Annotated in this window: 4 protein-coding genes; all 4 read right to left on the reverse strand. The window is 61.4% G+C overall.

What is annotated here, in order from left to right:
- The coding region (locus HNQ72_RS30340; RefSeq protein WP_183998365.1) for an ABC transporter ATP-binding protein at positions 1 to 692 on the reverse strand (692 nt) is incomplete at its 3' end.
- Positions 689 to 1,528 carry an ABC transporter ATP-binding protein gene (locus tag HNQ72_RS30345; protein ID WP_183998367.1) on the reverse strand — a complete coding sequence of 280 codons (840 nt, stop codon included), beginning with the start codon at positions 1,526 to 1,528 and terminating at the stop codon, positions 689 to 691. The genes HNQ72_RS30345 and HNQ72_RS30340, both read right to left, overlap by 4 nt.
- A 3-nt stretch (positions 1,529 to 1,531) precedes the next feature.
- On the reverse strand, positions 1,532 to 2,419 hold the full coding sequence (locus HNQ72_RS30350; RefSeq protein WP_148146804.1) for an ABC transporter permease: 888 nt from the start codon (positions 2,417 to 2,419) through the stop codon (positions 1,532 to 1,534).
- The coding region (locus HNQ72_RS30355) for an ABC transporter permease (RefSeq protein WP_183998369.1) at positions 2,419 to 3,114 on the reverse strand (696 nt) is incomplete at its 5' end. The genes HNQ72_RS30350 and HNQ72_RS30355, both read right to left, overlap by 1 nt.

Genomic DNA, 3,114 nt, shown 5'->3' on the forward strand with positions numbered 1-3,114 from the left:
CCGGGGATCGCCTCGCGCGGCAATATCTCGGTAATCTCACCGCGCAGCATCACGGCGAACCGGTCGCACATGTGATCGACCACCGCCAGATCATGCGTCACCATGATGTAGGTGAAGCCGTGTTCTTCGCGCAGCCGCTGCAGGAGGTTGAGGATTTCCGCCTGCACGGAAACATCGAGAGCGGATGTCGGCTCGTCCAGAAGCAGCAGCGAAGGCTCGAGGATCAGCGCCCGTGCAATTGCCACGCGCTGGCGCTGCCCGCCGGAAAGCTGATGCGGGAAACGATCGAGGAAGGATCCGGGCAGTCCGACATCGGACAGCACTTTCTGCATCCGGTCCTCGTGATTTCCGAGCTTATGGATTCTCAGCGGCTCCGACAGCACGGTTCTTACCGACTGGCGCGGATGCAGCGAACCGTAGGGATCCTGGAAGACCATCTGCAGCGTGCGGCAGCGTTCAATCAAAGGCATGTCGCGTACGGATTTTCCGTTGATCAACACATCTCCCTTCCAGAAGTCCGTCAGCATGGAGATGCAGCGCAGAATGGTGGATTTGCCCGACCCGCTCTCGCCGACCAGGCCGAAACATTCGCCCGGTTCCACCAGGAAGGATACGTCAGGGAGGACCTTGAGCGCTGTTGGCCCGTGGCCGAAGGTGATGGAGAGATTGCGTGTCTCGACTGATACCGTCATCGGGAAACCTCCTCCAGCCATTCGGGGCGGCGGTCCAGCACCGCCAGCGGCGCACGCGCGCCGCCGATGCGCGGCTGAGCCGCAATAAGCCCCCGCGTATAGGGATGTTGCGCCTTGTCGAGGTCGCGGGCGGCAAGCGTTTCCACTACGCGGCCCGCATACATGATCAGCACCCGATCGCAGAAATTGCGCACCAGGTTGAGATCGTGACTGATCATGATCAGGCCGATCCCGCGATCCCGCACCAGGCCGTCGAGAATGTTCAGCACCTGCAGCCGCACCGTAACGTCCAGCGCCGAGGTCGGCTCATCAGCGATGACCACATCCGGATCGGCCAGAAGCATCATGGCGATCATCACGCGCTGCCCCATTCCGCCGGAAATCTCGTGCGGATATTGCTCGCAGACCCTCTCCGGATCGCGGATCTTGACCGCTTCCAGCATGGCGATCGCCTTTTCGCGGGCATCCTTCCTGCTGCATTTGAAGTGGCGCAGATAGGTCTCAGCCACCTGGTCACCGACCTTGCGGATCGGGTTGAGCGAAAATTTCGGATCCTGCAGGATCATCGACATGCGCCGCCCGCGCACGCCGAGCATCTGTTCTTCCGTCAGCGACAGCAGTTCGACATCTTCGAACCGCATCTTGTCCGCGGTGATCCGGGCAGAAGGGAGCAATCGCAAAAGCGCACGGCCCACCGTGGATTTGCCCGAGCCGCTTTCGCCGACAATGCCGAGCCTCTCGCGCCCGAGCGCGAAGGACACGCCGCGCACGGCATCGGCCGAAGCGCCTCCATAACGGATGTGAAGATTTTCCACTTCGAGGATTGGACGGGTCATGGCCTACCTCCTGTTCATCTGCTTGGGATCGAGCGCATCGCGCAATCCGTCGCCGAGTAGGTTGAAGGCGAGGCTGACACACAGGATGGCAACGCCCGGAAAGGTAACGAGCCACCAGCTGTCGAGCATGTAACGACGCCCCGTGGCAATCATCGCACCCCATTCCGGCAGCGGTGGCTGTGCGCCGAGGCCGAGAAAGCCGAGGCCGGCCGCTGTCAGGATGACGGTCGCCATGTTGAGCGTCAGCCGGATCAGCACCGACGGCAGGCACATGGGCACGATCGACTTGACGATGATGCGGGTCGGCGAAGCTCCCTGAAGACGTGCGGCGGCAATGTAATCCGCATTGCGGAAGGTCATCGCTTCGGCGCGCGCAAGCCGAGCAATCGGCGGCCAGGATGTCAGCGCGATGGCGATGATCGCGTTGTTGAGGCTGGGGCCGAGTGCCGCCACGAAGGCAAGCGACAGGATCAGGCTCGGGAAGGACAGGAAAATGTCGGTGATGCGCATCATCACCGTGTCGAAGCGACCGCCCAGATAACCTGAGGCTGCGCCGACAGCGAGCCCGATAGGCCCGACGACGATCGACACCAGGAAGATGATCGTCAGCGTGATGCGCGATCCCCAGACCAGCCGGCTGAAGATGTCGCGGCCGAGTTCGTCGGTGCCGAACAGATGCCCGTTGCCGGGTGCCTGAAGCGTATTGGCAAGATCCTGCGCATAAGGATCATGCGTTGCGATGAGCGGCGCAAAGATGGCGACCAGGATCAGCAGCGCGAGCACGGCAAGGCCGAAAAGCGAGGTCGGGCTCTTCATCAGGAAGAGAACGATGTTGCGCAGGGCATTGACCGAGGCCGGCACGCGCAGCTTGGAAGCGGTTGTGACTGACATCAGCGGGTCCTCGGATCGAACAGACGGTAAAGCACGTCGGAAAGCAGGTTGAGCGCGATGAAGATGACGCCGACGATCAGCACGCAGGTCATCACCGCGTTCATGTCGCCGATGATCAGGTTGCTGGTCAGGTACTGACCGAAGCCCGGCCAGGCGAATACCGTTTCGATCAGAACCGCACCTTCCAACAGCGAACCATAGGCAAGCGCCACGATGGTGACGAGCTGCACGCGGATGTTGACGAACGCATGACGCCATATGGTCTGGTGTTTCGACAATCCTTTCACGCGGGCGGTCGTAATGTATTCCTGCCCGAGCTGGTCGAGCATGAAACTGCGCGTCATGCGCGTGATATAAGCTGACGAAGAGTAACCGAGCAGCGACGCCGGCAGGATCAGGTGGTTCACCGCCGACCAGAAGACGTCCATCTCTCCCGCCAGCAAGCTGTCGATCAACAGGAACCCTGTCGTTTCAGGAACAAGGCCGATATAGAACTGGTCCATGCGGCCACTGCCGCCGACAAGGTCGAGCTTCGCATAAAGAACGATGAGCGCGATCATGCCGGTCCAGAAGATCGGCATCGAATGGCCGAACAGGCTGAGCACGCGCACCACATGGTCCGGCCAGCGATCCTTGTTGACCGCGGCGATGACGCCCATCGGCACGCCAAGGCCAGCACCGATCAGGATGGCGAA

Source organism: Aliirhizobium wenxiniae (genome assembly GCF_014201355.1).
Lineage (GTDB): Bacteria > Pseudomonadota > Alphaproteobacteria > Rhizobiales > Rhizobiaceae > Neorhizobium > Neorhizobium wenxiniae.

Excerpts from the sequence above, each read along its gene's own strand:
- HNQ72_RS30345 (WP_183998367.1), bottom strand. The coding sequence starts at position 1,528 with ATGACCCGTCCAATCCTCGAAGTGGAAAATCTTCACATCCGTTATGGA.
- HNQ72_RS30350 (WP_148146804.1), bottom strand. The coding sequence starts at position 2,419 with ATGTCAGTCACAACCGCTTCCAAGCTGCGCGTGCCGGCCTCGGTCAAT.